This window comes from Brevibacillus sp. BD137 (assembly GCF_041644655.1).
GTDB lineage: Bacteria > Bacillota > Bacilli > Brevibacillales > Brevibacillaceae > Brevibacillus > Brevibacillus brevis_D.
In genome coordinates, this window is sequence record NZ_JAOTNO010000004.1 from 412,402 (window position 1) to 438,927 (window position 26,526).

The 26,526-nt window shown below is 49.3% G+C and carries 26 protein-coding genes; 18 read left to right on the forward strand and 8 right to left on the reverse strand.

From position 1 onward, the window contains the following. Window positions 1-32: 32 nt before the first annotated feature. Window positions 33-425 (reverse strand): VOC family protein, encoded by a 393-nt coding sequence (locus ODZ53_RS11930; protein WP_372677222.1) that lies wholly within the window; start codon window positions 423-425, stop codon window positions 33-35. Window positions 426-581: 156 nt separating this feature from the next. Here ODZ53_RS11930 and ODZ53_RS11935 point away from each other — a divergent pair, with 156 nt between their 5' ends. Next, window positions 582-1,292, forward strand: a complete 711-nt coding sequence (locus tag ODZ53_RS11935; RefSeq protein ID WP_372677224.1) for a DUF421 domain-containing protein — start codon at window positions 582-584, stop codon at window positions 1,290-1,292. Between the two features lie 34 nt (window positions 1,293-1,326). Here ODZ53_RS11935 and ODZ53_RS11940 read toward each other — a convergent pair whose 3' ends face one another. Together ODZ53_RS11940 and ODZ53_RS11945 are read right to left on the reverse strand one after the other, a co-directional pair. Then, window positions 1,327-2,178 carry an S-layer homology domain-containing protein gene (locus tag ODZ53_RS11940; RefSeq protein ID WP_372677226.1) on the reverse strand — a complete coding sequence of 284 codons (852 nt, stop codon included), beginning with the start codon at window positions 2,176-2,178 and terminating at the stop codon, window positions 1,327-1,329. Between the two features lie 36 nt (window positions 2,179-2,214). Then, a complete protein-coding gene (locus tag ODZ53_RS11945; protein WP_372677228.1) occupies window positions 2,215-3,045 on the reverse strand; it encodes an MBL fold metallo-hydrolase in 831 nt (276 codons plus the stop codon). Window positions 3,046-3,183: 138 nt separating this feature from the next. Here ODZ53_RS11945 and hrpB point away from each other — a divergent pair, with 138 nt between their 5' ends. Further along, complete coding sequence (hrpB, locus tag ODZ53_RS11950) at window positions 3,184-5,688, forward strand: ATP-dependent helicase HrpB (protein ID WP_372677230.1); 2,505 nt, start codon at window positions 3,184-3,186, stop codon at window positions 5,686-5,688. A gap of 256 nt (window positions 5,689-5,944) precedes the next feature. On the opposite strand, the gene bluB is transcribed toward hrpB, so the two are convergent. Beyond that, entirely contained in the window at window positions 5,945-6,598 is a 654-nt protein-coding gene (gene bluB / locus ODZ53_RS11955; RefSeq protein WP_012685229.1) for a 5,6-dimethylbenzimidazole synthase, read from the reverse strand. A 135-nt stretch (window positions 6,599-6,733) separates the two neighbouring features. Here bluB and ODZ53_RS11960 point away from each other — a divergent pair, with 135 nt between their 5' ends. From ODZ53_RS11960 to ODZ53_RS11985, 6 genes are all read left to right on the forward strand, one after another. Next, window positions 6,734-7,417 carry a response regulator transcription factor gene (locus ODZ53_RS11960; RefSeq protein WP_372677232.1) on the forward strand — a complete coding sequence of 228 codons (684 nt, stop codon included), beginning with the start codon at window positions 6,734-6,736 and terminating at the stop codon, window positions 7,415-7,417. Further along, on the forward strand, window positions 7,383-8,816 hold the full coding sequence (locus ODZ53_RS11965) for a HAMP domain-containing sensor histidine kinase (RefSeq protein WP_372677234.1): 1,434 nt from the start codon (window positions 7,383-7,385) through the stop codon (window positions 8,814-8,816). Before ODZ53_RS11960 ends, ODZ53_RS11965 begins: the two co-directional genes overlap by 35 nt. Window positions 8,817-8,963: 147 nt before the next feature. Then, window positions 8,964-10,559 carry an efflux RND transporter periplasmic adaptor subunit gene (locus ODZ53_RS11970; protein WP_372677236.1) on the forward strand — a complete coding sequence of 532 codons (1,596 nt, stop codon included), beginning with the start codon at window positions 8,964-8,966 and terminating at the stop codon, window positions 10,557-10,559. A 4-nt stretch (window positions 10,560-10,563) separates the two neighbouring features. Further along, on the forward strand, window positions 10,564-11,295 hold the full coding sequence (locus tag ODZ53_RS11975; protein ID WP_372677238.1) for an ABC transporter ATP-binding protein: 732 nt from the start codon (window positions 10,564-10,566) through the stop codon (window positions 11,293-11,295). Further along, window positions 11,282-12,493, forward strand: a complete 1,212-nt coding sequence (locus tag ODZ53_RS11980; RefSeq protein WP_142495442.1) for an ABC transporter permease — start codon at window positions 11,282-11,284, stop codon at window positions 12,491-12,493. The genes ODZ53_RS11975 and ODZ53_RS11980 overlap by 14 nt, the downstream gene beginning before the upstream one ends. Window positions 12,494-12,546: 53 nt before the next feature. Next, a complete protein-coding gene (locus ODZ53_RS11985; RefSeq protein ID WP_012685235.1) occupies window positions 12,547-12,762 on the forward strand; it encodes a hypothetical protein in 216 nt (71 codons plus the stop codon). A gap of 336 nt (window positions 12,763-13,098) precedes the next feature. On the opposite strand, the gene ODZ53_RS11990 is transcribed toward ODZ53_RS11985, so the two are convergent. Further along, window positions 13,099-13,440, reverse strand: a complete 342-nt coding sequence (locus ODZ53_RS11990; protein WP_372677240.1) for a hypothetical protein — start codon at window positions 13,438-13,440, stop codon at window positions 13,099-13,101. Window positions 13,441-13,656: 216 nt separating this feature from the next. On the opposite strand from ODZ53_RS11990, the gene ODZ53_RS11995 reads away from it, so the two are divergent. Genes ODZ53_RS11995 through mscL form a run of 3 tightly spaced genes read left to right on the forward strand, consistent with a single transcriptional unit; the run spans window position 13,657 to window position 15,920 of the window. Continuing rightward, window positions 13,657-14,505, forward strand: a complete 849-nt coding sequence (locus ODZ53_RS11995) for a nucleoside hydrolase (RefSeq protein ID WP_372677242.1) — start codon at window positions 13,657-13,659, stop codon at window positions 14,503-14,505. Window positions 14,506-14,509: 4 nt separating this feature from the next. Continuing rightward, window positions 14,510-15,442, forward strand: coding sequence for a nucleoside hydrolase (locus ODZ53_RS12000; RefSeq protein WP_372677244.1), 933 nt, complete (start codon window positions 14,510-14,512; stop codon window positions 15,440-15,442). Between the two features lie 13 nt (window positions 15,443-15,455). Next, window positions 15,456-15,920, forward strand: a complete 465-nt coding sequence (gene mscL / locus ODZ53_RS12005; RefSeq protein ID WP_372677246.1) for a large conductance mechanosensitive channel protein MscL — start codon at window positions 15,456-15,458, stop codon at window positions 15,918-15,920. Between the two features lie 36 nt (window positions 15,921-15,956). Here the strand turns inward: mscL and ODZ53_RS12010 are convergent, their stop codons facing one another. Continuing rightward, window positions 15,957-16,739: a YheC/YheD family protein gene (locus ODZ53_RS12010; RefSeq protein WP_372677248.1), complete on the reverse strand. Its 783-nt coding sequence runs from the start codon at window positions 16,737-16,739 to the stop codon at window positions 15,957-15,959. 152 nt (window positions 16,740-16,891) lie between these two features. Here ODZ53_RS12010 and ODZ53_RS12015 point away from each other — a divergent pair, with 152 nt between their 5' ends. The 6 genes from ODZ53_RS12015 to ODZ53_RS12040 all read left to right on the forward strand — a co-directional run bounded on the left by ODZ53_RS12015 (window position 16,892) and on the right by ODZ53_RS12040 (window position 22,438). Further along, window positions 16,892-17,728 carry an AraC family transcriptional regulator gene (locus tag ODZ53_RS12015; RefSeq protein ID WP_372677250.1) on the forward strand — a complete coding sequence of 279 codons (837 nt, stop codon included), beginning with the start codon at window positions 16,892-16,894 and terminating at the stop codon, window positions 17,726-17,728. A 76-nt stretch (window positions 17,729-17,804) separates the two neighbouring features. Continuing rightward, window positions 17,805-18,170 (forward strand): MmcQ/YjbR family DNA-binding protein, encoded by a 366-nt coding sequence (locus tag ODZ53_RS12020; RefSeq protein WP_199929242.1) that lies wholly within the window; start codon window positions 17,805-17,807, stop codon window positions 18,168-18,170. A 5-nt stretch (window positions 18,171-18,175) separates the two neighbouring features. Further along, window positions 18,176-18,553, forward strand: coding sequence for a VOC family protein (locus ODZ53_RS12025; RefSeq protein WP_012685244.1), 378 nt, complete (start codon window positions 18,176-18,178; stop codon window positions 18,551-18,553). A 221-nt stretch (window positions 18,554-18,774) separates the two neighbouring features. Continuing rightward, a complete protein-coding gene (gene murQ, locus ODZ53_RS12030; protein ID WP_372677418.1) occupies window positions 18,775-19,683 on the forward strand; it encodes an N-acetylmuramic acid 6-phosphate etherase in 909 nt (302 codons plus the stop codon). A gap of 27 nt (window positions 19,684-19,710) precedes the next feature. Then, window positions 19,711-21,126 (forward strand): FAD-binding oxidoreductase, encoded by a 1,416-nt coding sequence (locus tag ODZ53_RS12035; protein ID WP_372677252.1) that lies wholly within the window; start codon window positions 19,711-19,713, stop codon window positions 21,124-21,126. Further along, window positions 21,119-22,438 (forward strand): (Fe-S)-binding protein, encoded by a 1,320-nt coding sequence (locus ODZ53_RS12040; protein ID WP_372677254.1) that lies wholly within the window; start codon window positions 21,119-21,121, stop codon window positions 22,436-22,438. The genes ODZ53_RS12035 and ODZ53_RS12040 overlap by 8 nt, the downstream gene beginning before the upstream one ends. Before the next feature lie 36 nt (window positions 22,439-22,474). On the opposite strand, the gene ODZ53_RS12045 is transcribed toward ODZ53_RS12040, so the two are convergent. Together ODZ53_RS12045 and ytvI are read right to left on the reverse strand one after the other, a co-directional pair. After that, window positions 22,475-23,719: a pyridoxal-phosphate-dependent aminotransferase family protein gene (locus ODZ53_RS12045; RefSeq protein WP_372677256.1), complete on the reverse strand. Its 1,245-nt coding sequence runs from the start codon at window positions 23,717-23,719 to the stop codon at window positions 22,475-22,477. Window positions 23,720-23,812: 93 nt separating this feature from the next. Continuing rightward, a complete protein-coding gene (gene ytvI, locus ODZ53_RS12050; protein WP_372677258.1) occupies window positions 23,813-24,844 on the reverse strand; it encodes a sporulation integral membrane protein YtvI in 1,032 nt (343 codons plus the stop codon). Between the two features lie 264 nt (window positions 24,845-25,108). Between ytvI and ODZ53_RS12055 the strand changes: the two genes are divergently transcribed. Next, on the forward strand, window positions 25,109-26,383 hold the full coding sequence (locus ODZ53_RS12055; protein ID WP_372677260.1) for a cation:dicarboxylate symporter family transporter: 1,275 nt from the start codon (window positions 25,109-25,111) through the stop codon (window positions 26,381-26,383). Window positions 26,384-26,526 lie beyond the last annotated feature (143 nt).

Below are 26,526 nucleotides of genomic sequence, written 5' to 3' on the forward strand. Positions count from 1 at the left end.
GGACGTAGAAGGAAAAGGTGAATCTTTTCCCTCTACGTTCTTGTGCTTTCAAACAGCTCCAGCCACTCCCCATCCGGACCTTTGAAGAACATATAACGTGAGCCGTTCGGCAAGGTGGTTATTTCCTGATCGATAAAGGTTACATGTCGTTGCTTCAAACGGTCGATTTCAGCTTCGAGGTTGTCCACAGCAAACGCCAGGTGGTGGACTTTGCCCTCTGCCGGAAGGGAATCGCTGTATCCATGAATGAGCTCCAGCTCTGTCTCAGTGCTTCCCGGAAATCCAAGAAAAGCAAGCGTAATATCTCCGTTGGAATGAGCGAGCTTTCCTTTTAGCTCCATCCCAATCACTTCGGTGTAAAAGGCAACTGAGGCGTTCAAGTCTTTTACCATCAAGCCCACATGCTCCAGCTTTTTGATCGCCATATCATTTTCATTCCTTTCCATGGGTATGATTTTTTTCTATTGTAGAAGAATTTGTAGGAAATGTCTGTATGCGAAACTGTCATGATAGGTTTTCCAATGATAAACATGGCTATAATTGGGGTATGGTGCAAAATTTCGTCATCCCCGGGGTGGAGCATGGAATCTATTGTGGAAGTAATTGCGAGAGCAGTGCTGGCTTTTGCCATCATGATGATCATTACTCGGATCTTGGGCAAGCAGACGATTGCGCAAATGACGTATCACGATTTTGTCGCGGCGATCACCTTGGGAGCGCTGACGGCAAATCTTGCCTTTAACAACATGGCCAAAATATCGCACATGCTCGTGACATTACTCACTTTTGGTGGTATCGCCTATTTGTTGATGATTCTCTCCCTGAAAAACCGGAAGATGCGAAAATGGTTTTCGGGCCAGCCGACGGTGGTCATCCAGGATGGAAGAATTCTCGAAGATAACATGCGCAAGCAAAAGCTGTCTTTGGATACGCTGAATCAAGAGCTGCGGGAAAGAAACATTTTTAATATCGAAGAAGTTCAATATGCTGTGCTGGAGTTGAATGGGGAGATATCCGTCCTGAGAAAACCGCAATTTTTACCTGTTACTCGCGGGGACTTGAAACTGAAAATGGGGAAGAGACAGATATTCCCGATTGAATTGATCATGGATGGTCAAATCATCCAGAGCAATTTACGTCAACATAGCTTAACCATCGAGTGGCTACTTTCACAGGTGGGCAAAAAAGGCTTGAGTGTCGAGGAAGTGAACTACGCCGTGATTAGCTCCAATGGACAAATTTATTTCGACCCGTATGAGGACCGTATCAGTAACCCGATCGACAAAGAATAAGGTGTCGCAAAAAAACCTCCGTGATGGAGGTTTTTTACTTGCTCGAGTATTGGCGGAGTGTCCCTGTCTGCTTCAAATGGTTATAAAATCTGTGCAAAATAGTGACGGCTTCGGCGCGAGTCAGCATTTCTCCACCCTCGAACTTGCCGTTCCATGCAGTCATGATCCCTGTTCTTTGCAAAAGGGCGAGATTGGTGGCAGTGATTCCGCTAAAGTCATCTGAGAAAAAATATTCATTGCCATCCTGACTGATCAGGATCGGATAAAGAATGTTTGTTCGATCTGACCCATCCTCAGCGTATCGCCCATCCTCCTGTAAAACAGGATTTTCCATCGATTCGTACGGACTAAGAATAAGAGGGATATCTCGCATAGAGGAAAGGATTTGGAAAACTTCCGTGGCAGGCATATCTTGCCTGTCTAACATAAAGACGGGTAGGACGTTAGCTGTACCGATTCGATTGAGTTTGGCGTCCGGGTAAAATTTGTAGCCAGCAGGTGTATAGCTTACGGCATTCCACCAATCTCGTGTAACAATTGAACTGATTTCCTTGTAGGCCCAATGATTTTTCGGTACATCAGAAAAATGTTCGATGTGGTAATTGCTATAGTCCGTCTTCTGATTCGGTTTGTACGGTCTGTATTGATCAAACAGGCGATAGATCATGACGGTCATTTCCGCTTTGTCGACTAATCTTTCAGGCTGAAATCGACCGTCAGGATAACCGCTAACAACCCCCTTATCTACCATAAAGGAGATCGAATTCATGGCCCAGCCGTATTTCTTCGGATCGACATCATGAAATTTCGGTGCAGCATGTGTAACCGCAGGATAAATACCAGATAAACCCAGAATGAGTGCAAGGAATACAGTGATGACTTTCATATACGCTCCTCTTTTTTTTCAATAGAATTGTAAGGATTATCCTTCTAGTATACTATTCGGCGTTTGAAAAGGAAGGTGTTCTGCAAGAATTGATGTGACGATATAGAGCGAGTCAAACTCGCCAGAAGAAGCCGCGATGATCAGCGGTTTAGAAGGAAACAGTTGCTTGTTTATTTCGCGGGAAGAAAGCCCTTGGCTATGCAAACGCAGGATTTCCCCAGACAGATTCTCCAAATGCTCCAGCTTTTGCTGCAAGCGTGTTTTCCCGTCTGGATGATATCCGGAATGGGCACAAAAGATTGATTGGAAGTCACAAGCCAGCACGGTTCGAAGGGAATTCATCAAGGTGGGGATTGATTCTTCTCGTAAAATAACCTTCGTTTTCACACCCATAAAAAGATCGCCACAGAACAAGCGACCGTTCATTTCGTCCAGCAAAACTACATGATCATGGGCATGGCCGGGGGTATCAATCACTTTCCATTCGAGGGAACGAGAGTGATGGACGTCACCCAAAGGGTGGGCCACAAACGGATCGCGAATCCCCCAAGTCAACTGTCGGTAGAATGGGTACAGTGCTTTTTGGGAGCAAATGTTCACGCCTTTATCGTGAATGAAAAGAGGGACCTGCTTGTGCTGGGCAATCCACGAGGCGGTACCGACATGGTCTTCATGACTGTGCGTCAATACGACCGAATCAAACGAGGCTTCCAGAAACCTGTGAATGAGAGCTTGCTCGAGTACTTTCGGGCCCGTATCAACCAGCATGCCATCGGTCATATAAACATAGATTGCCGATTCCCAATCCCCTACGCGAACAATCCCTTCCAGACATGCCACGTCTTCATGGTGATGAATGTGAATCATACCGCACACCTCCCATAGTAATGGCTTCATTATACTATTGAATGATTATTCAGTCATTTTCGTTTACGATCCACACTCATCCTATATTCCTATATCGTGTATGATGAAAAGGGATGATTGCTCGTATGAGGTGAAAACATGAATGCATTGCCGATAAATGAAGTATTGCCCGAGCTGGTAAACACGCTGCGGGAAGAGACAAACGCAGTGTTGGTCGCTGCTCCGGGTGCGGGGAAGACGACGCGGGTACCACTGGCCTTGCGTGAAGAGTCTTGGTTACATAATCGCCGAATTGTGATGCTGGTTCCACGCCGACTGGCCGCACGTCAAGCTGCAGCCTACATGGCTGCCTTGTTGGGGGAAGAAGTTGGACAAACGGTCGGATACCGGGTCAAGCGTGAATCAAGAGTAAGTCCAGGCACACGAATTGAAGTGATGACAGAAGGAATTTTAACGAGAATGCTACAGGATGATCCGGAGCTATCTGATGTTGGTCTTGTTATTTTCGATGAGTTCCATGAACGAAATTTGCACGCGGATTTAGGGCTGGCCCTTACTCTTCAGGCACAAAGCTTGTTTCGAGAGGACCTGCGAATACTCGTGATGTCCGCTACACTCGAGGCAGAGCCCGTGTCAGCCTTGCTGGGGAATGCTCCAATTGTTATTAGTAAAGGCAGGATGTTTCCGGTGGAGACGCACTTTTTGACTTCCCCGATGCAGGGGCGTCTGGAAGAAGCGATTGTCCAGATGATCCTCCAGGCGTTGAGACAAGAACAGGGAGATATGCTTGTCTTTTTACCGGGAGCCAAAGAGATTCACCGAGTGCAAGAGTTGCTTGAACAAAGCGGTGTGGGCACGAACATACGGATTGCGCCTCTTTACGGAAATTTGTCGCAGGAGGAACAAGATAAGGCGATTCAGCCTGGGAAAGCAGGAGAACGTAAAATTGTCCTCGCTACCACGATTGCCGAGACGAGCTTGACTGTCGAAGGTGTGCGAATCGTGATTGATAGTGGATTAAAACGGGTCCCGCGCTTTTCTCCGCGAACAGGGATGACGAGACTGGAGACTGCAAAGGTATCGAGGGCGTCTGCTGACCAACGCCGAGGAAGGGCTGGACGTCTTGCACCCGGGGTCTGCTTTCGATTGTGGACAGAGCAAGAAGATCGCATGCTCATACCACAGCAGGCACCTGAAATCATGGAAGCGGATCTGGTTGTGCTCGCATTAGAGCTGGCTTTGTGGGGAGTCGGGTCGTCGGACGAGCTGGATTGGCTGAATCCCCCGCCGAAGCCAGCGATGGCACAGGCTCAAGAGCTGCTGCTCCAACTGGGTGCATTAGATGAGCGGAAGCAGATCACAGCACATGGACGAGCGCTTGCTGGAATGGCTGTACATCCGAGATTGGGTCACATGATTCAGAAAGCGAATGAGCTGGGGGAAGGTGAGCTAGCTTGCGAGCTTGCTGTTCTCTTGGAAGAAAGAGATATTGTGAGGGGGCGCCAAGCGTCAGCAGATGCGGATATCCGTACGCGTGTTGAACTGCTTCGTCGGGTAGGAAATAAACAGAGTGGTATAACGGAGCTTCCGATTGATGTAGGAGCATGCCAAAGACTTTGGAAGGAGGCGGCTCATTTCAAACGGGTATGGGCAAACAACCAGTCTGCTGGCACTTCCACTCGTACAGAAGCGACGGGAAGACTGCTGGCGTTTGCGTACCCGGACCGGATTGCCCAGCGAAGGGCGGATGGACGTTATTTGCTTCAAAATGGGCGTGGGGCGGCTTTTTCCGTGCAGCAACCACTGGCTGCTTCGCTGTATATTGTGGCAGCAGAACTCGATGATCAAGGTGCAGATAGTCGGATATTACTGGCGGCTAGCGTGGAAGAAAGCGAGCTGTTGAATGATTGTGCGATGCAGATTACTGAACGAATGAACGTATGGTGGGAGCATTCAGTTGGGGCAGTTCGCAGCCGCAAGCAAAAACGGTTGGGCGCGATCCTGTTGGCAGATATGCCTGCGGAGTCTTCTCCAGATGAGGTGTTAACAGCGTTTTTGGACGGAATAAAAGGAGAAGGCTTGGAGATTTTGCCGTGGAATCGGCAGGCGAGACAGTATCGGGAGCGTTTGATTTTTATGCATCGTCTGGAGGAAGGCTGGCCGAATGTGGAAGATGAGGCACTGCTTGCTTCCTTGGAGGAATGGCTCGCTCCCTATGTGTATGGTTTCAAAAGAAAGGAAGACTTACAGTTGCTGTCGGTGACGACGATGCTAGAAAGTATGCTCTCATGGGAGCAGCGCAGACAACTAGACGAGCACGCTCCGACTCATGTGATCGTCCCGAGCGGTTCCAAAATTCCTGTCGATTACAGCGATCCAGCGGCTCCAGTGCTTTCGGTCCGGCTACAGGAGTTGTTTGGTTGGCAAGACTCCCCGCGAATAGGCAGAGGCAGAGTCCCACTGACATTGCACCTGCTTTCGCCAGCACATCGTCCGGTACAAGTGACACGGGACTTGGCGAGCTTTTGGGCACATGCGTATTTTGAGGTGAAAAAGGATTTAAAGGGACGTTATCCCAAGCATTACTGGCCGGATGATCCGCTTGCGGCCATTCCGACAAACCGGACGCGTCCACGCATATAAATCGATTCGCTAGGTATATTCGGGCAGAGAGGAAGAGCTCCGTTTCAGGTGAAATTTCCCATTTTGCTAGTTCGATGTTCGTGAGTCACGTCAATTGTGAAACCTTTCTCGTGTCTGGGCACGTCAGGAAGATACCGTGAATCACGTACTACCCCCTCCATTTCTCTGGGCTGCCTGTGGATCAGGCGGTCTTTTTTTTGTGTGAAAAAAGGGTGCCGCAGTTAGCAGCGCCCTTGCTTTCGTACAGGGTCAAGGCTTACGCTTTATTTCCCCACTGCTCTCGATAAATCAACTGTTGCAGGTCCTCGCGTTGTCTCCATTGGTGCAGCTCCAAGAGTGGACGTTCGGGATAATGATCTGTGTAGCCGATCGACAGCAATGCGACAGGATCGATATGCGGCGGTATGTTCAGGATACGACGTACGTCGGCCTTCTTGTAAAAACTGACCCAGCCCATCGCCAAATCTTCGGCGTAGGCCGCCAGCCACATGTTTTGGATTGCACAGCTGACCGACATAATATCTGTTTCCGGGATGGAATTGCGCCCGAGTACATGGTCTCCGCCACGTGTAGGGTCACAAGTGACACAGATGGTGACAGGCGCTTCCTTGATCCCTTGAATTTTCAACTCCAAAAAGGTCGACTCTCGTCCTGTTCCTTCGTAGTGGATGGCAAGCGCCCGGCGTTCTTTATCCGCACATTCTGCCAGAGCTTGCTTGGTTGCGTCGTCTTCCACCAGGACAAAATTCCAAGGCTGCATAAATCCGACAGAAGGAGCATGGTGGGCAGCGGCCAAGATCATGGCGAGCTTATCCGGGGAGACAGGGTCTTGGCGAAAGGTACGAATATCGCGACGATTGCTGATGGCTTTATACAAACCGTTTTTTTCTTCCGCACTTAAGCGTTTCATGAGAAAAACCTCCCTATTTGCATTCAGGTCTCTTTATTTTACTTACAAAGTATGCTTCGTTCCAGACATCTACTTGACATATTCATGTCCTACGCTAAAGAGAGGATGAGTCCGAGCAGAGGGGAGAGTACGAGCATGCATAACATCTTAATCGTGGAAGACGAACTACCCATCTCTCGGGTATTGAAGGCGTACTTGGAAAAAAACAACTTTCGGGTTGAACAGGCATTTAACGGCGAGGAAGCAGAGCGGAAGTTTGATTCACATAATCCTGCGCTCGTTTTGCTGGATGTGATGCTGCCTGGACGAAGCGGATGGAGTATTCTCGAATATATTCGGGCGAAAAGCTCGTGTCCTGTCATCATGCTGACAGCGTTGGGACAAATCGATAACAAGTTGGCGGGCTTGAACAAAGGCGCCGATGACTATATCACCAAGCCCTTTATTGCCGACGAAGTGGTCGCTCGCGTACATGCAGTATTACGTCGCTCGAAACAATTGATAGAAGGCAATCATGTGAAGCAGTTTGGCAGTCTGAAAGTCGACTTCAAGGCATATTCTGTGATGCTACACGGCATCGAACTGGCGTTTACGCCAAAGGACTTGTGCCTGTTTCTATTTTTGGCGCAGTACAAAAACCAGACTTTCACCAGAGAACAGCTCATCGAGCAGGTGTGGGGGATGGATTACGAAGGAAGTGATCGCGCAGTAGACCTCGCGATCAAGCGCATCCGGCGATCTTTGGAGAATTGGCCGACATCCGAAGGGGAAATCCGTACTTATCGTGGCTTGGGCTACAAGCTGTGCGTATATGAGTGAGAAAAAACGCACCTCTTTGTTTCGCTATTGGACGACGCGATACTTGATCATCTTGTGTATCGGCCTTTTCGTGATCGGGATTGCATCCAGCTACTGGATTTCTTATAGCGAGACTCAAAAACGCCTTGATTTTATGAGACTGATGGCAGCAGAAGTAGCGGATCGGGTCGTTGATATGGAAGGCAAGGTAAAAATGGCTCCGTTCTTGTTTCGTATTGTGGACAGTCGCCAGGAGTCTCTCGGAGTCAATTACAAGCCAATTATGATGATCCTGGATGAACACAAACAACCAGTATTTGGCGTACCCGGTCCTTTTTCTAGTGAACTGAAGCGCCTCGCGCCTGATCTGGTAGACGCGGATGACAGCCTATCACAGTTTGAGCTTGCGCGGGGCGACGAAGTGCTTTTCGTGAAGGAAAGCATTACGGTTGAGGAGCGAGTGGTCGGATGGGTCATGCTGTTCACCCCACAAAAACAGCTGATACGCAGCATGACCGAATTCCAATTGCTTGTGATCATGCTTCTAGGTCTCGGTTTGCTTGGCTGGCTCGTCATTTATTTGCTGACGAAAAAGCTGTCTCAGCCGATTAAGGATGTGGCAGACGCTGCCAAGCAAATCGTAATGGGAAACTACGAGATTCAATTGGATAAAAACAAGCGCGAACAAGAAGTGTATGAACTGATCCATTCCTTTGAAGAAATGGCAGAGCGATTGAAGCAGCTGGAAATGATGCGTACCGAATTGTTGGCAGGGGTAACCCACGAACTCAAAACACCTGTTACGTCCATCAGTGGGCTGGTGCAAGCGGTGAGGGAAGAGGTTGTGAGCGGTGAGGAAGCCAAGGAGTTTTTGGATATTTGCACGAAGGAAACGACACGTCTGATAAAGATGGTAGAGGATTTGCTCGATTTTAACTCTTTTGCAGTCGGTGACATTCGCATTCGCAGGCAACCTCAAAACATGCAGGAGCTAATCCGGGAAATTACGCATCAATGGAGAATTTTGCAAGAAGAAGAGAAGCTCAGCCTGCACATCGAAAGTACCTCTGATCCGATCATGATAGATACCGACCCGTTGCGTGTACAGCAAATCATGTACAATCTCCTAAACAATGCAGCACAAGCGATGGAATCGGAGGGGCGGATCGTCGTGTCACTATCTGCATCAGCAGAGGAGATTCGCATTGACGTGAAGGACAATGGACGTGGGATACCAATAGAAGAACAGTCTTTGATTTTTGAGCGATTCTACCGAGGCGAGGACAAGAAGCACATCGTCCGTGGGCTGGGGCTTGGTTTGTCTTTTAGCAGAATGATTGCCCAAGCGTTAGGAGGTATGTTGATTCTGACGGAGAGTACAGCGTCAGGCAGCACCTTCACGTTGATTTTGCGCAAATAATTCATGCATGATGATCATAAAACGACCTGGTTATCTGGTCGTTTTTTTTGTGTTTCCATCTGACTTTTCCCTGACGTATTCGTTCCGTATAGTGTTCGCAACCATAAAGACAAGTCTTCAATCAAGCAGACAGTAGGAGGACTGAGCGTGACTCACAAGGAGAAAAAGAGAGAGTTGTTTTCGAAGGCAGGAAGCAACAAGAAAAGATGGATCGTTGGGGCTTTGGCTGTCGGGGCCGTGATTGTTTCAGGCGGTATGTTCAGCTATCAGTCGTTTTTTACCGCACAAACGGCGCAGGCCGCTTTTCAAGTGGAGACGGTAAAAAGGGGAGACATCTCAGAAGTCGTGCAGGCATCAGGCACTGTCCAGGCTTCCAAACGCTCGTCTCTCTCGTTTTCTGATGCAGAAGAAGCGAAGGATGCGATCTCTACCATTCAGGTCGGCGTTGGTGATGCTGTGAAGGCAGGACAAGTTCTGGCGACGATGGACGATTCCGTAGCGAGAATCCAGGTGACGAATGCGGAAGCGAATCTATTGTCGGCCCAAGCCAAGCTAGAGGAGGCACAAAAGCGCAAGAGTCCCGCAGAAATCACTTCTTTGCAGGCCGCCGTCAATCAGACCAAGAACGAATGGGAGCTCGCAAAGCAAAACATTGACGGGAAAAAAGCGGCGAATGACGTGGAGAAGGCAAAGGCAAACCTGACGAGTGCCCAGAAGACGTACACTTCCCAGCAGGCCTTGTTAGCGGCCGGTGCGATTGCCAAGAGTGAATTCGACAGTGCCCAGGCCTCGTTGGACCAAGCCCAGCGCGATTACAACTCAGCCGTATTGACAGCCGGACAGACGACAGGGCAGGCCGGTGTGAAGGTAGAGCAAGCACTGGCTGCGTATCAAACAGCGCAAGAAGCGTTACAGGAGGCGAATGAAGGCCCAGATGCTGCCACAGTGTTATCGGCCAAAGCAGCGGTAGAACAGGCAAAAGCGGGGCTGCAACAGGCACAAAAGGCATGGAGGGCAGTCACCTTGAAAGCGCCGATGGATGGAGTGATCGTCCAGGTAAACGGCAATGTAGGCGAAATACCCGGCAATGATTTCATTATCATGGATAATTCCAATAGCGGAGATTTAGAGGTAGTAGCACAAATTAGCCAGAGTGATATCGGAAAAGTGCAGGAAGGCTTGCCTGTGACGTTTACGACGAGTTCTTATGCGGACGAGACGTTCCGTGGAAAAGTAAAGCTGATCTATCCAGAAGCGAGAACCGACGCTGGAGTCACCACTTACGATGTGCTTTTGTCTGTGGCAAATCAGGATAACAAATTGAAGATCGGGATGACGATGAACGTCGCGATCGAACGAGGAACCCATAAAAACGTGCTCGTGGTACCTGCGCAAGCGCTGCAAACGCAAAATGGTAAGGATGGCGTGTATGTGCTACGGGATGCTACTGCACAAAAAGCTGAAGAAGGAGCGGAAGGGAATCAGGCTGAGGCGAAGCAAGCGAATAACCGCACCGGAGGCAAAGCGGGCAGAGCGAATATGCCGTATCGATTTGTTCCGATTAAAATGGGGTACTTCACTGCCGATCAGGTAGAGGTGACGGAGGGGCTTACCGAAGGGGAGCGTGTCGTCATCCTCATGAATACACAGACCTCGTCTGGAACGAGTCAAAATGGAAATCGAATGGGCGGCGGTATGCCAGGATTCGGCGGAATGGGCGGCGTCCAGATAAGGGGACGGTAGGCAGATGAAACCGGTCATTCAAATAGAAGAGCTGAGAAAACAGTACGTCATCGGAGATCAGGAGATTTATGCGCTCAGGGGTGTCAGCTTGTCGATTGAGGAAGGGGATTTCGTGGCAATTATGGGGCCGTCTGGTTCAGGCAAGTCTTCGATGATGAATGTGATTGGCTGCCTGGATAAGCCTACCTCGGGAGAATTTTTTTTAGACGGCTATCCTGTATCACTAGCACATGATGATGAGTTAGCAGTCATCCGCAATCAGAAAATCGGATTTGTTTTTCAAAATTTCAATCTGTTGCCACGTACGACCGCAGTTGAAAATGTAGAGCTGCCCCTTTTATATGGAGGCGCGCCTGCACGGGAACGAAGAGAAAAAGCCATCCGGGCATTAACGAGTGTCGGACTGGCGGAGCGATTGAACAACAAGCCCAATGAGCTGTCAGGTGGACAACAGCAACGGGTGTCGATCGCGCGAGCTCTCGTCAATGATCCTGTCATTCTGCTGGCAGATGAGCCGACAGGAGCGCTGGACACAAGGACGAGTGAAGAGATCATGGGTATTTTTCAAAAGCTGAACGATGCAGGCAAAACGGTTATTTTGGTGACACATGAGCCTGATATTGCGGAGTATGCCAAGAGGATCGTCCGGTTCCGTGATGGGCAAATCATCGCGGATGAAGTGGTGGAGGATCGCAGGAGGGCGTCGATGGAGGGTAGAGCAGATGAGCTTTCTTGAGTGTGTACGCATTTCCTTTCGCAGCATCAGGGCAAATGGCTTGCGCTCTGTTCTCACGATGCTGGGAATTATCATCGGTGTGGCTGCTGTTATTGCGATGGTGGCGATCGGCGAAGGAACTTCCACGTCTGTTGCGTCGCAGATCAATGGTTTAGGGAGCAACCTGTTGATTGTCACACCTGGTCAGGCGACACAAGGCAGGGTAAGCCTTGGGGCTGGCTCTCTGAATACGTTGACGATGGCAGATGCAGAAACCCTGACGCAAAAAGAGTCCATTTCGGGTGTGGCTCCCAGCGTCAATGCGCGGGGGCAGATTGTCTGGGGAAGCAATAACTATTCCAGTATGCTCGAGGGGACGTCAGCCGATTTCCCCCAGGTGAGGAATGTAGAGGTGGGACAAGGGCGCTTCTTTAGCAACTTTGAAGTGAAGATGCAATACAACGTGGCTGTCGTGGGGACAGAGGTGGTTAGCAACCTGTTTAAAGGAGCAAATCCAGTAGGGCAAACCGTTCAGATCAACCGGATTCCGTTTACGATCATCGGCGTATTGCAGAGCCAGGGGAGCTCAGGCATGACAAACAACGACGATCGGATCATCATTCCGATTACCACTGCGATGAACAGGTTGACCGGAGGCAAAAACGTGGGCTCGATCTACGTCTCGGCAGCGTCGTCGGACTTGATGGAGAAGGCGCAACAAGATATTCAGCAAGCCCTTCGTGCCAATCACAAACTACGGCCACAAGCTGCCGATGATTTCCGCATCACGTCCCAGTCAGACATTTTAAGTACAGCACAGTCCGTATCCAGCTCGATGACCGCGCTTTTATCTGGTATTGCCGCGATCTCGCTGATTGTTGGCGGGATCGGCGTGATGAACATCATGCTTGTATCTGTCACGGAACGGACGAGGGAGATCGGAATTCGCAAGGCGATTGGAGCCAAGCGGGGAGATATTCTCCGCCAGTTTTTGATCGAAGCGGTTACGCTTAGTCTGATTGGCGGGGTGATTGGCATTGCCTTAGGGGTTGGGGCTGCGTTTTTGGTTAGCAAGCTCAGTCAGATGGCAACTTCGATTAGTCTGTCGCCGATCATGTATGCGTTTTTGACCTCTACATTGGTTGGTGTCATTTTCGGTGTGTATCCGGCGCGAAAAGCAGCACAGCTCAAACCCATTGACGCACTACGGTATGAGTGAGTGTGTAATTTTACCAATCCGGGGCATACTAGCCGTGAGAGGTGTTGGTGCTGATGGAAAAAAGCGTTCAATTTTCCGTACCATGGCGAGAAGCGACACGCATTGTGCAAAGGATCAAAACAAGCAAATTGCGTTATTTTGTCAGACAACAAGAGGGCAAGACCAGTGTTGCGTTCGTCTTTCCTCGTGTTAGCGTCAGCCAATATGTCTATTTGTATATCATTTTTGGACCAAGAGCTGCTGATGTGCTCAACAACGATAGCAAATAGAATGATCCCTGATGGCCTTAAGCAGGCGTCAGGGGTTTGTAATAATTCACAGGAAAACAAAACCTGACACTTTTCGATAGGACTGTTTCATAGTACAATTCGAATATGAACGAACTTGGGGAAGTTCGGGATGGCGGCACCCAATCTGTGCAGAAGGGCCGCCTCTTTTTTTTACTCATAGGATATAATAGGTACAATTACCTGAATGTACAGCTGGAATGAGTGAGTAGTGGGATATAAAATAAGCTTATTCACGTGAATATAACGTACTACTCTCTCCCAGGATTTGATCTTGGGGCTTTTTTTTGTTCAAAATGCATCAAAAAAAGCCGTTTCTCATGACGGCTCTGTTATCGATAGGGTAGGTTGAAAGCTTCCTTTTAGCAAGGCATCAATCAATTGCTCCTGTGTGAGAGAAATCGTGATGCCCATCCCAGGCAGATCGACAGAAAAAACATTCTCCAGGTACAAATACCAGAGGTTGCCTGTCGGCTCGATGGAATAGACGTGTATATTTTTCTGGGAATGCTGGCCAGCCTTTTGGATTTCCCGCAAAGCTGTAAACAGTTCTCCCCAAATAGGCAGATAAGGCTTCGTTCGGTGCTGCACAATCGCTTGGATCAGTTGGTTTTTCGTGAGAGAAATAGCATCCATGGTTGGGTGGTTCAACGAAAGCATGACCGTTATACTCCTTTTGCATGGCATGGGGCATTAGTCTTTCGTGATGGCGATTTCTGTCGAAGTTATGAATAAGTGTAAAATAGTTAACGGCTCGATGCAAGAGAAGAGAAGGTAGAGATGAGCATTTGGATATTTGACGGTTGCTCTTGATTTGGATAGCATAGGAAAAGCGGTTTTGACAAATGGAAATAGCGAGAAGCGGGAGATGAGATTGTGGCAAAAAAACACCGGTTGATTATCGAGTTTTGCGGTGGATTTGGTCAAGGGTTGGCCTTGCTGTATGCTTTGCGGTCGCCTGATGTTCAAGTGGCAGGAATCATTTGCAGTGACACGCAGTCAAGTTTGGCTAACAAGCTGATTGATTTTGCACAGCCAGGCTATGAAATTCCAATTGTTACAGGTGCCAAGCAGCCCCTTTTCTCAGGAACGATAGAGACGAGCACCTCGGAAGGTGTACGGCTCCTTGCAGAAACGAAGCAGGATGAGGAAAGTGACTTGACGCTCGTGACGTTTGATCGTTTGACGACGTTAGCTTTGGCTGTCACGCGTGATCCACTGTTAGCGCGTAAATTTACGAGAATCGTTGTGCAGGGTGGAGCGATAAGCGTACCAGGAGACGTAACGGCTATTGCCGAAACAAACATGTATCGTGATCCAGAAGCAGCTGCACTCGTTTTGTCGGCCCGCTTGCCACTTGTGCTTGTTCCATTAGATACAACCAGCTCGTTTCGTTTAAAGGAAGAGCAAGTACATACGCTGGGGAGTCTCGCACAAGCAGTTGGCCTGATCGATAGAACGACGATGTCTGACGTGCCATTCGCCGTTTCTGGTGGTGCGCTCCATGCATGGGTAGCGATGTTCGCGGCTCTCTCGCCTGATAAGATACGGACGGAGCAGATGAAGCTCTCAGTCGAGTGCAAAAGCGAATTATCACGCGGTGCCATTTTAGCCGATTTACGGGCAAAACCGAGTGTAGGAACCGATACGGTCGTATGTGTTGAGGTTGAGATGGCAGAGGCAGAGCGCTTTTTGCAAACTGTTTTGGATCAGGGAGGGGTATAAGCGCATGGAAAAAATCATTTTGGATGTAGATACCGGGATTGATGATGCGATGGCGATTGCTTATGCCGTTCACTCGCCTGCGCTTGAAGTGTGTGGAATTACCACGACTTTTGGCAATATCACGGTGGAGGAAGCAACACGCAATACCTTACAGGTGCTCGAGCTGCTGGGTGCGTCTGAGATTCCTGTCTATCAGGGGGCATCGAAGCCGATTGTTCGCGAGCTTACTGGAAAAGCAAGGTTGTTCCACGGTGAAAACGGGTTAGGCAATGTCGTCCTTCCAGATCCATCGACAAAGGCTCAGCCACAGAGTGCCACACAATTTCTCATCTCTACGATAAAGGAAAATCCTCACGAAGTGACACTCGTGACCGTCGGGAGCATGGCCAATTTGGCGCGGGCGATTATGGCTGCTCCAGAAATCGTATCCCTTGTCAAACGAGTGGTTGTGATGGGAGGAGCTGTAACGGTGCCGGGGAATCGCACGCCAGTAGCGGAGGCGAATATTTGCGCTGATCCGGAAGCCGCAGCGTACATCTTCCAGTCTGGTATTCCCGTGACGCTCGTAGGCCTGGATGTGACGATGCAAACGCTGCTTACCCGCGAACACTTGCAGGAATGGAGAGCGAAGGATACCCGCTTAAGTCATTTTTTCGCGGATATGTGTGAGGTGTACATGAATGCCTACGCAACAGTGGGCAATTTGCGCGGCTGCGGTCTGCATGATCCGTTGGCTGTCGGTGTCGTCATTGATCCAACGTTTGTGAAGTCAGTCCCGATGCATGTTGCGGTAGATACATCCGGGGGAGCCAGTGATGCCCGTACGATTGGAGACAGACGGGAACATCCAGCGCAGCAGCCGAATGTGGACGTATGCCTGGAGGTTGATCATGAACGCTTTGTCAGCCATTTTTTACAATATGTTTTAGGTGAGTAAGGAGGAAGTCATTATGTTAAAAGAGTTTAAAGAGTTTGCTTTAAAAGGAAATGTAATGGATCTCGCTGTCGGTGTCGTGATCGGTGGGGCTTTTGGGAAAATTGTTACCTCACTCGTTAATGACATTATTACCCCATTGATCGGATTGCTTCTGGGCAAGGTGGATTTCTCCGGCTTGTTTATAAATTTGAGCGGGGTTCCTTATAAGACGATGGCCGAAGCAAAAGAAGCACATGCTGCGACGCTGAACTACGGGTTGTTCCTCAACTCTGTGATTGATTTTGTCATTATTGCCTTTTCTATTTTTATCGTCATCAAGCAGCTCAACCGTTTCAAACGCAAGCAAGAAGTGGAGCAAGCGCCTGTAACGACCAAAGAGTGCCCGCATTGCATCTCCGCGATTCCGATCAAGGCTACGCGCTGCCCGAACTGCACCTCTATGCTGGAGACAAAAGGAACGACATTGGCACACGAATAAGACATATTCAGGAATCAGACAAACAGAGGAGGGCAATTATGCCTTCCTCTGTTTTCGTTTCAAGCGGTTTTTATACTGATAGTGAAGTCTTTTAATCGTATGATAATAGGTCTTGTCTTTGAGCTTGGCAAACAGTCCATGGGATGGAAAGTCGTAATTGACCTCAATAATGGAGAGGTTTCCAGCTTTATCAATGGCAAAATCGACGCCGATTTGCGCACTGTGCCGATATTTATTAAAGTGGGCACATACACGGTGACTGACTTGGATCAACTGAGAGACGATCCCTTTTATCTTGTCGGGTGTGACAGCTCCAGACTTTTTCAAGGCATGCGGGACTGTGACGGCATATCCGCCGCCGCGAGCGACATTGGTAATAATACTGTCGGCACCAGCTACCTTGGCTAGCATGCCAGCATATTGCCATTTGCCCAAGCCATTGCGCATCATCATGACGCGAATATCAAAGGGACGAGCGTCGATTTCAGCTAAATCCAGCCCTTTTTGTATGACGTAATTTTTTTCTGTGCACTGCGCGGCAAGCCGCTGCTTCAAGTCAGCTAAAGAATTTGCTTGCACAGGCTCTCCGCGCTCCTTTACAAATTGATAGTCCCCACGATCTGTTTTCCAGACACGAATAATGCCTTTCCCCATATGGGTTCTCGTCGGTTTGATATAGACGGTAGAATACTTCGCTAAATACAAGTCCAAGCTTGCGGGTTGATATAAAGCAGTAGGCGGTAGGTAAGGACGAATGTAAGGGCTTTTTGAAAAGAACTGGTGAAGGCTCCACTTGGAGGAGGAGATCACATCATGCACCTCACTTTACGAAAAATCCATTCGTCCCAGCATATGCAGAAGTGTTCGCGACCGTTTTTATTTTGACAGGGGACGTTTTTCAAAAAATGCCAAGGACGTAAGAAGGAGTTAAAGGATTGTGGGGGAATATACGTTCTAATCATAGGAGAAGGATGGCGAAAATCATGCGGCAATTCCGTCCGGTGCAACCTCCGACTCTTCAACGAGCGAGCGCCCAAAATGCCTATCATTATCAGGAGTACATGCCCAGCAAATGTCTGGTGAACGAGATCGCCTGCTACTGGACCTCAGAGTACGACGGTAAAGGGATAGCACCTGCAAGCCGAGTCATACCCGATGGATGCGTCGATATCATTTTCAATCTCGGTGCCACTTCCTATCAGAAGGCGGCATTTCTAACGGGATTGATGAGGACGTATGAGGTAATCCCATTGACTGAACCACAATCCATGATCGGTATTCGTTTTTACGCGGAGGGAGCGGCTCGCTTTTTGCGCTACCCTGTCGCCATGATCAATGGTCATCATCCGAATCTGGAAGACATCTGGGGTAAAGAGGCAGATGAGGTGATAGAAGCCTTGCTCGAAGCTTCCAACACGGCGGAGCGGATCGCTTTGTTGGAGCGGGAGCTTATCAAACGATTGTGGATGGATGATCCAGCAGATCCGTTGCTATTGACCAGCATGAACTATTTATATGAATACAGAGGAAATCTTTCCATGGCAGCACTCGCCGAGAAAGTGAATTACAGCGAGAGAACCTTGCGCAGGACGTTTCAACAACAATTGGGTATGAGCCCGAAGGAACTTGGCCGAATCATTCAGTTTCAAGGGCTGCTGCAAATGCTGGCGAAAGGAATACGCACTTCTTTTACGGATGCCGCCCTCCAGAGTGGCTATTATGATCAGTCGCACTTGATCAAGAGCTTTCATACTTTTTACGGTGTTGCTCCAAGCAAAATGATCTCGCCAGATCGTGCGAATCGATAGTCTTTAAAAGTTGTCCGTTTTTTACAATCTTCTTTTGGTGAGTCCCGTTACCCTAAAGAAAGGATGGTGAATTCATGTGAATGAACAAACATTAGATACATACTGTCGGAAGCAGCCCAGTGTCACCCATGACTATCAGATGGATTGGGAATGCGATCGCTACCATGTCGGTGGCAAAATTTTTGCCATGATCGGAGGCGATTCCAAAGGTGTTCGCATCCTCACCTTGAAATGCGATCCGATGCGTGCAGAGGAATTGCGCGTGACCTACGAAGGGATCGTACCCGGCTATCACATGAACAAGTCCCATTGGAATTCTGTCTACCTGGACGCTGATATTCCCGAAGGCTTATGGGAAAGGATGATCGAGCATGCGTACGAAACAGTGCTCCAAAAACTGCCAAAGCGCGTCCAGCAAGAAATCATGAATAAAAAGGAGTGAGTGATGTGGGAATCAAGCTTGATATGGTAGGGATTGTTGTACAGGACATGAAAAAAGCATTGGATTTCTATCGAGTACTCGGTTTCGATATTCCCGAGGGAGCAAACGAAGAGCCGCATGTGGAGGTAGCGCAGGACGGTGTTCGTCTGGCCTTTGATACAATAGAAGTTGCCAAGGGTGTGTATGGAGGATGGGAAGCACCTGTCGGGCATCGGATTGAGCTGGCATTTTTGTGTGAGAATGCGGAGGCGCTTGATGCGTTGTATACCAAAATCATTTCCCATGGCTACGAGAGTCACCGTGAGCCGTGGGATGCGTTCTGGGGCCAGCGATATGCCATTGTGAAAGACCCGGATGGGAACTTGATCAGTTTGTTTGCGTAATACGATTCTTACATAAGAAGACAAGCCGAGCCTTTCTGAAAGAGGTTCGGCTTGTTTGCGTTTGTAGACAGATTCATTGGCTTCTTAATTATGAAATAAAATTTACTTATAATTAATTGATTTGCGTAATTTTACTGCATATAATAAGGGTGATAAAGGGATTGAATTTTCGGTCAATGAACAAATGGGGGTTTTTGACTATGCATCAACCTCGAAAGAGCATGAAGCTGGAGAACTTGCAAGCATTGACGACCGAAGGAAAAAACGAGAGCAGCAGTGATTTGGATCAATTGAGCGTCCGAGGCATCGTACAAATGATGAACGATGAGGACAAGAAGGTTCCTTATGCGGTAGAGCGCGCCCTCGATCAAGTATCTGACGCGGTAGAGGTCATCACATACGCATTGGAACAGGGCGGAAGACTGTTTTACTTTGGTGCTGGAACGAGTGGACGTTTAGGGATCTTGGATGCGTCCGAGTGCCCGCCGACCTTTGGTACCAGGCCTGAGCTCGTTCAGGGGGTGATTGCAGGCGGACCACCCGCAATGGTACGCGCGGTAGAAGGCGCAGAGGATTCTTTTGAATTAGGTCAAGAAGATGTACATAAATACGGCGTGACCCAAAATGATGTGGTCGTAGGGATCGCAGCCAGTGGACGGACTCCGTATGTACGCGGTGTTTTGGCGGAGGCACAGAAGATCAAGGCCAAGACGATTGCTGTCTCTTGCAACAAGCCTTCGCCCATGAATGAAGGCGTAGATGTAGCAATTAATGTCGTCGTAGGACCGGAAGTATTGACCGGATCGACGAGGCTCAAGGCAGGAACGGCCCAAAAGCTGGTGCTGAACATGCTGACGACAGCGACGATGATTCGTTTGGGCAAAGTGTACGGAAATCTGATGGTCAGCGTGCAGGCGACAAATCTCAAACTAAAGGAACGCGTAAAGCGGATCATCATGGAAGTGACCGGAGCGAGTTACGAGGAGGCGGAGAGGCTGGCTGATCAGGCAGACGGAGATGCGAAGACAGCCATTATCATGAAGCTGACCGGATCAAGCAGGGAAGAGGCCACACGTCTGTTGAATGTTACCAATGGAAGAATCAGGGAAGCCATTCAGCTGTTGGACTAAGACTTTGGGAAAGGGTGGAGAGATTCCATGTTGCCAGCATCCATTCGCGAAGAGCTGCGTGCCATCGTCGGAGCGAAAAACTGTCTCGACAAACAGGAAGCATTAGTCGCCTATTCGTATGACGCGACGCCGATGCAGCAAGCATTACCGGATGTGGTCGTCATGCCGAAGAGCACAGCCGAAATCCAACAGGTCATGCAAGTCGCCGCACGACATCACATCCCGATTGTGACGCGTGGCGCAGGCTCCAATCTATGCGGAGGCACGATACCAGTCGGTGGCGGAATTGTTTTGGTGTTGAGCCGGATGAATCAGATCGTAGAGATTGACGAGCAAAATTTGACGATTACGGTGCAGCCGGGGGTTCGAACAGTCGACATCCATCAGGCGGTAGAGGCACTCGGTTTGTTTTATCCACCAGATCCAGGCAGCATGGTCATCTCCACGATTGGTGGGAATATTGCGCTCAATTCGGGTGGACTGCGCGGGTTGAAGTACGGAACCACCAAGGATTACGTGCTGGGTCTCGAAGCTGTGTTGTCGAACGGAGAGGTCATCCGTACTGGGGGCAAGCTGATGAAGGATGTAGCGGGCTATGATCTGACCAAGCTTTTGGTTGGTAGCGAAGGCACATTGGCGATCATTACCGAGGCGATTCTCAAGCTGATTCCAAAGCCGCAGACACAACGTGTTATGCTCGCGATGTTCGCAGATATGGCACAGGCGGCGAGGTCTGTTTCTGATATCATTGCCAACCGGATTATTCCTGGAACGCTGGAATTTCTCGACCAGGGCACGATCCGTGTTGTCGAGGATTTCAAACAGATCGGGCTTCCAACAGATGTGGCGGCGATCCTCCTGATCGGTCAGGACGGCGAGCCACAGACGGTTGATCGGGATATGGAGCAGATCGCTGCTATTTGCAAGAAGAATGCAGCCGTCCAAATCAAAATAGCGACGACAGCGGAGGAAGCTGATGAGGTGATGACTGCCAGACGCAGTGCGCTCGCCGCATTGTCCCGGATGCGTCCAACGACCATATTGGAGGACGCAACCGTTCCTCGTGCCGCGATTGCGCCCATGGTTGCCGCGATCCAAGAGATTACAGAGCGTTACGGGCTGCAAATTTGCACCTTTGGCCATGCAGGAGACGGCAATTTGCATCCGACCTGCATGACAGACGCTCGCAACACGGAAGAGATCGGGCGTGTCGAGCATGCCTTCGAGGAAATTTTCGCGGCGGCAATCGATTTGGGGGGTACGATTACGGGAGAGCATGGCGTAGGGATCGTCAAGGCACCGTATTTGGAGTGGAAAGTAGGGGCCGCAGGTATGGAGATCATGAAAGGCATCAAGCACGCTTTCGATCCTCACAATCTCCTGAACCCTGACAAAATGTTTGCGAAACAGTCCCGGAACAGAGTGGTGGTCCAGCGTGCTTAAAGAAGCCTTGGTAAAGAAACTCGATTACGATGAACTGTCCAACTGTATGCGCTGTGGCTTCTGTCAGCCAGCCTGTCCGACCTTTCGGGAAACTGGCTATGAGGCGGCTTCTCCACGAGGTCGCATCGCCTTGATGAAAGCCGTAGCGGACGGTGTCATGGAGCCAGACAAGGATTTCGTCGATCAAATGAATCTGTGTCTAGGCTGCCGGGCATGTGAGCCGGTATGTCCAGCAGGTGTGCCGTACGGTCAGCTGATCGAGCAGACGCGAGAAGCGATCGAAGAGGCGCAGGAGCATCCATGGTGGGTCAAAGCCGTCCGCAAGCTCGCGTTTTTCCACCTGTTTCCTCATCAGAAGCGCATGTACCAGCTCGGCGGACTCCTGCGCTTCTATCAGCGCTCAGGTGTGCAAAAAGCCGTTCGCAAGCTGGGGGTGCTGTCCATCCTGCCAAAGCAAATGCGGGAAATGGAAGCGATCATGCCAGAACCAAGCAATAAAGGCATTGTGGACTACTTTGGCGGCACTGTCATTCCGGCCGTTGGAGAGCTCAAGTACCGTGTCGGGATGTTTCACGGCTGCATCATGGATGTCCTGTTTAATGAGACGAATCGCAACACCGTTCGGCTTTTGAGTGAGGCAGGCTGTGAGGTCATTATCGCTCCAGACCAGGTTTGCTGCGGCGCTCTCCATGCACATAGCGGTGAACGTGAACAGGCTCGCCATCTGGCGCGAAAAAATGTGGCTGCTTTTCACAAGGCTGACGTGGATTTCATTGTATCCAATGCAGGTGGTTGCGGGGCGATGCTTCTAGAATACGACCACTTGCTGGCAAGAGATGCCGAGTGGCAGGAGAAAGCACAATGGTTCGCTTCACGAGTAAAGGATATTAGCGAGGTGCTTACACGCCTCGTTGAGCCAAAAGAATGGCAGTCATTGCCGCAACGAATCACCTATCAATCCTCCTGTCACCTGCGCAACGGGATGAAGGTGACCAAAGAGCCAGTGAGCCTCTTGCAAGCCATTCCGGGAGCTACATACGTACAGCTTCGCGAAGGAGATCGCTGCTGCGGCTCTGCGGGTATTTACAATCTGGTGCAGCCTGAGATGGCCGGGAGTCTTTTAGACGAAAAAATGGGTCATGTAGCGGCTACCCAAGCAGACGTTCTTGTGACCTCGAATCCGGGCTGTCTGTTGCAAATGAAAGCAGGCATTCATCGAGCAGGACTAGAAGGAAAGATGGAAGCCGTGCACATCGTCGATTTATTGGCACGTGTGCAGCAGGAAGAAAAGCCCTTGTCGCCCCCTGAGTAAGTGGGGATGACAAAGGCTTTTTCTGCTTAAGAGGGGCTAGCTGTTTTGTCCTTTTTCCTGATCGTAGATATCCAATGCAGCTTGAACGGCGCGCCCAGCGTGTACACGGGCTCCATGCCGAATGAGAACGGCTTCCAACGCCCCTAGCACATGCAAAATGTTTTTCTTCCGGCAGCTGTAGCCCATTGTGCCAATTCGCCAGATTGTTCCTTTTAGCGGCCCAAAGGAACTGGCAATCTCAATATGAAAATCTTCGAGCAGCATAGCACGGACTGACTCTCCGTCGAGCCCGTCCGGAATTTTGATACAGGTCACGACGGGAAGCTTGCAAGCCGGATCGCCATAGAGTTGCAATCCCATTGCCAACACACCAGCGACCAAGGCTTGTTCATGCAAGCGATGTCTGGCAAATCTCGCCTCCAGACCTTCCGTGAGGACGATGCGCACTCCTTCGCGCAAGGCGTACAGCATCGTTGTCGCCTCCGTATGGTGGTTCAGCCGTGCGGGTCCCCAGTAATCCATGAGCTGGCTCAAGTCAAAATAGTTGCTGCGGATCGTTCGGGTTTGAGCAGATTTCGGGGCAGATGGATCAGCGAGTCCACGCTCAATCTTTTTCCGTTGGAGCAAGAGTGCTTCTATACGAGAATTAAACGTGATCGGAGCCATTCCAGAGGGGACCGACAAGCATTTTTGCGTGCCGCCAATACAGGCGTCGATATACCAATCGTCTACCTTCACTTCTGTCCCGCCGATCGAAGCGACAGCATCAACGACAAACAGCACATCCATCCGGCGGCAAGCTTCTCCGATTTCTTTCAAGGGCTGAACACAGCCAGTGGATGTTTCGCCGTGAACCATTGCTACGATTTTGGGCTGAACTCTCTCGATTTCGGCAATGACGTCCTGCGGTTCAAAGACACTTCCCCAGCGCGTTTCCATCGTTATCACATCTGCGCCGTACCTTTCCGCAATCTCCGTGAGCAAGTGCCCGAATCGTCCATAAATGGGTACAAGCACCCGATCTCTTGGTTCAATTATGCTACACAAAACGGCCTCGATGCCCGCACGTGAAGTTCCATCTATAGGGAATGCCCAATGATTGGCTGTCTGAAACAATTTCCGAAGCATTTCCATTGTTTCGTTCATGATGTCTGTGAATTCTGGATCGAATTGTCCCAAAATGGGTGACCCCATCACGCGGAGAACACTAGGCTCGGCCTCGACTGGCCCTGGCGTCATGATTGTCCGTTGTGAGGTGGTCAGTTCTTTGTATGCACACATAAGCTCTCCCCCAGATCTTTCTATATCAACGGCCGCTTTTCCGATTCCATTACCGAAAAACGGCGGTAGCACTACCAAATTCTTTTGTGCCCATCAAAAATCGATTTTGAAATTCAAGAATCCAGCTTTTCTCAGCGCCTCGTAGATAATGACGAGCGCTGGACCAAGTATCAGCCCGAAAAATCCCAGCACCTGAAATCCGAGGAACATGCTGACAAGAGCGGCCAGGGCGCTTATTCCCAGATTAGATGCGAGTATCTTTGGTTCAATAATGCGGCGGACGACCGTAATCACGAGGAAGATGACGATCAGGCCGATTGCCAAAGAAGAGTTACCCATCAAGAAGGTGTAAATAGCCCATGGGACGAGGAACGAGCCTGTGCCTAAGATGGGGAGAATATCGACGAAAACGATCATGAGCGAAATGACGGCTGCATACTTGACCTGCAAAATGAGCAATCCCAATAAGGACAGCGCGAACGTCATCAGACTCAAGATGATTTGGGCACGTAAAAAACCAAGGGTGGCACGGTTCAATTGAGAGATAACCACCTCGACCTTTTCACGAGCAGATACGGTAAACATTCTCATGAACCCAGCACGCAACTTCGGCAAATCGAGACTGATCAAAAACAAGGCAACCAAGTAAATAATCGTGGAGATCAAAAAGCCCGGAATGATGGCTGCCACACCGAGAATCCCTTTGGCAACCATAGAGGCTGAAGTAAGGGCCCAGCTTTTCAGCCCAGCGAAGACACTCTGGATTTCCGATACGGTTTCAGCAGGTAACGACGCATAGTAAGTTTCCCAGCTCATCAAATAGGACTCGACCAACTCAAAAATATGCTGTGAATAAGCCGGTAATCGCTGAGCCAAATCCATTCCCTGAATCACAATCTGCGTACCGATCCAGTACAGTACAATCCCAAAAGAAATGAGAAACAGGAAAAAGGCTGTGATTACCGCACTCATCCGATTCATTCGCAGTCTTTTGATAAGAAACAAGACGAGCGGCTCAACCAGAATTGCAGTTAACAGTGCTAGCAAAAAGGGGACGGAGTAAGGCAAAAGAAACAACCCGACTGCTAGAACTAGTAGCAGGATGATCATTTTCCGAATCGTCATGACTGCGCTCCATTCTGAGTGAAAAGTCGCTGAAAATAGATTCCCTTATTTTATCATTTTTCCAGAAATGAATACAATGAGCCCAATCATATCGCGAAATTGATAGATAATATCAGAAAAAACAAAGAAATGAAAAGAATACAAAAAAGGGGAAAACACAAAAAGTCATGATATGATGCTCACCTATATACCACTCAAGTTTGATGCGTGTAAGCATATCGTCTTGAGAGTCACATCTTAATTCTTTCATAGCGAGGTGTCGGAATGAAGCGGTTTGGATTAGCGATGCAGATTGTCGTCGGTCTCATTCTGGGTATCCTGGTGGGTGCCATTTTTTACGGCAACCCGGCAGTGGCGACCTATTTACAGCCTATCGGTGATATTTTTCTCCGGTTGATTAAAATGATTGTCGTTCCGATCGTTGTTGCCACGCTTATTGTGGGCGTAGCAGGCGTAGGTGACATGAAAAAGCTCGGCAAAATTGGTGGTAAGACAATTCTGTATTTTGAAATCGTTACCACGATTGCCATTATCATTGGTCTTTTGGCAGCCAATATCTTTCAACCGGGTGTCGGCGTGGATCGAACAGTCCTTACCAAGACTGATATCCACAAGTATGTAGACACGGCAGAATCAACACAGAGCCACGGTATGGTGGAAACATTTGTTAAGATTGTACCAACGAATATCTTTGATTCGCTTGCTCGTGGTGATATGTTAGCGATTATTTTCTTCTCCGTTCTGTTTGGACTTGGTGTCGCAGCAGCAGGGGAGAAGGGAAGGCCGGTTCTCAACTTTTTCAATGGAGTCGCGGACGCCATGTTCTGGGTTGTGAACACCATCATGCGTTTCGCTCCGTTTGGTGTTTTTGCACTGATTGGTGTTACCGTTTCCAAATTCGGTTTGTCTTCCTTGATTCCATTGGGGAAACTGGTTATTTTGGTTCACGTTGCCATGTTGTTCTTCATCTTGGTGGTATTGGGCATCATCGCACGTATTAGCGGAATCAAAATCACTTCCCTTCTGCGTGTACTGAAGGACGAGCTGTTGTTGGCTTACTCCACTTCCAGCTCCGAGACTGTACTGCCTAAAATTATGGAAAAAATGGAGAAGATGGGCTGTCCGAAGGCGATCGCGTCCTTTGTTATTCCGACAGGCTACTCCTTCAACTTGGATGGTTCCACACTGTACCAGGCACTGGCTGCTCTGTTCATTGCGCAAATGTATGGTATTCACATGCCAATTAGCACACAGATCACGCTGATGCTCGTACTGATGGTTACGTCCAAAGGGATCGCTGGTGTACCGGGAGTATCGTTCGTAGTACTGTTGGCTACCCTCGGCTCTGTAGGTCTCCCAGTAGAAGGTCTTGCTTTCATCGCCGGTGTAGACCGTTTGATGGATATGGCTCGTACAGTTGTTAACGTAGTAGGTAATGCGTTGGCAGCAATCGTGATCTCTCGTTGGGAAGGTCAGTTCGACAAAAAGAAAGCAGACGATTATGTTCAGGCAGTAAAAGCCGATCCAAGTGCTGCTTAAGATAACCAATAAATAGTGTGTAAGAAGCCTCCTGTCAGTGAATGAGCTGGCAGGGGGCTTTTTGTTTTGTTTTAAAAAGTGGCTAGAGTGGTGGGAAGAAGCGCATTTCCAGTCTACGCTTCGGCCTCCGCCCGCAAGGGGTG

Bases quoted from the DNA above. Each gene is read 5' to 3' on its own strand.
- ODZ53_RS11980 (WP_142495442.1), top strand. From the start codon at position 11,282: ATGAGCTTTCTTGAGTGTGTACGCATTTCCTTTCGCAGCATCAGGGCA.
- bluB (WP_012685229.1), bottom strand. From the start codon at position 6,598: ATGAAACGCTTAAGTGCGGAAGAAAAAAACGGTTTGTATAAAGCCATC.
- hrpB (WP_372677230.1), top strand. From the start codon at position 3,184: ATGAATGCATTGCCGATAAATGAAGTATTGCCCGAGCTGGTAAACACG.
- ODZ53_RS12045 (WP_372677256.1), bottom strand. From the start codon at position 23,719: ATGTGTGCATACAAAGAACTGACCACCTCACAACGGACAATCATGACG.
- ODZ53_RS11930 (WP_372677222.1), bottom strand. From the start codon at position 425: ATGGCGATCAAAAAGCTGGAGCATGTGGGCTTGATGGTAAAAGACTTG.
- ytvI (WP_372677258.1), bottom strand. From the start codon at position 24,844: ATGACGATTCGGAAAATGATCATCCTGCTACTAGTTCTAGCAGTCGGG.
- ODZ53_RS11975 (WP_372677238.1), top strand. From the start codon at position 10,564: ATGAAACCGGTCATTCAAATAGAAGAGCTGAGAAAACAGTACGTCATC.
- ODZ53_RS11985 (WP_012685235.1), top strand. From the start codon at position 12,547: ATGGAAAAAAGCGTTCAATTTTCCGTACCATGGCGAGAAGCGACACGC.
- ODZ53_RS11945 (WP_372677228.1), bottom strand. From the start codon at position 3,045: ATGATTCACATTCATCACCATGAAGACGTGGCATGTCTGGAAGGGATT.
- ODZ53_RS12055 (WP_372677260.1), top strand. From the start codon at position 25,109: ATGAAGCGGTTTGGATTAGCGATGCAGATTGTCGTCGGTCTCATTCTG.
- ODZ53_RS11935 (WP_372677224.1), top strand. From the start codon at position 582: ATGGAATCTATTGTGGAAGTAATTGCGAGAGCAGTGCTGGCTTTTGCC.
- mscL (WP_372677246.1), top strand. From the start codon at position 15,456: ATGTTAAAAGAGTTTAAAGAGTTTGCTTTAAAAGGAAATGTAATGGAT.
- ODZ53_RS11990 (WP_372677240.1), bottom strand. From the start codon at position 13,440: ATGCTTTCGTTGAACCACCCAACCATGGATGCTATTTCTCTCACGAAA.
- murQ (WP_372677418.1), top strand. From the start codon at position 18,775: ATGAAGCTGGAGAACTTGCAAGCATTGACGACCGAAGGAAAAAACGAG.
- ODZ53_RS11960 (WP_372677232.1), top strand. From the start codon at position 6,734: ATGCATAACATCTTAATCGTGGAAGACGAACTACCCATCTCTCGGGTA.
- ODZ53_RS12000 (WP_372677244.1), top strand. From the start codon at position 14,510: ATGGAAAAAATCATTTTGGATGTAGATACCGGGATTGATGATGCGATG.
- ODZ53_RS12035 (WP_372677252.1), top strand. From the start codon at position 19,711: ATGTTGCCAGCATCCATTCGCGAAGAGCTGCGTGCCATCGTCGGAGCG.
- ODZ53_RS12015 (WP_372677250.1), top strand. From the start codon at position 16,892: ATGGCGAAAATCATGCGGCAATTCCGTCCGGTGCAACCTCCGACTCTT.
- ODZ53_RS11940 (WP_372677226.1), bottom strand. From the start codon at position 2,178: ATGAAAGTCATCACTGTATTCCTTGCACTCATTCTGGGTTTATCTGGT.